The following is a 255-nucleotide window of genomic DNA, read 5'->3' on the forward strand; positions in this document are numbered from 1 at the left end:
CACCGACATCAATGCGGAAAGACTTGCGCAGACAGAAGCGGAAATGCAGAAAAAATACGGAAAGGATGTATTCCTGGGAGTAACCCTGGATGTCACCGATACCGAAAGCCTCAAAAAAGCCATACAGAAAATCTGCCTGAAATTCGGCGGACTGGACATCATCGTCAACAATGCTGGAATCTCCATCTCCAAACCTTTGGAGGAGCATACCGAAGAGGACTGGAACAAACTGCTGGACATCCTGGTCAAAGGACA

At 47.8% G+C, this 255-nt stretch carries 1 protein-coding gene; it reads left to right on the forward strand.

The annotated features are described in order from the left end of the window. Window positions 1-43: 43 nt before the first annotated feature. A partial coding sequence (locus JYB62_RS20160; protein ID WP_243431659.1) for an SDR family NAD(P)-dependent oxidoreductase occupies window positions 44-255 on the forward strand: 212 nt, incomplete at its 3' end.

The organism is Algoriphagus lutimaris, assembly GCF_017051705.1.
GTDB lineage: Bacteria > Bacteroidota > Bacteroidia > Cytophagales > Cyclobacteriaceae > Algoriphagus > Algoriphagus lutimaris.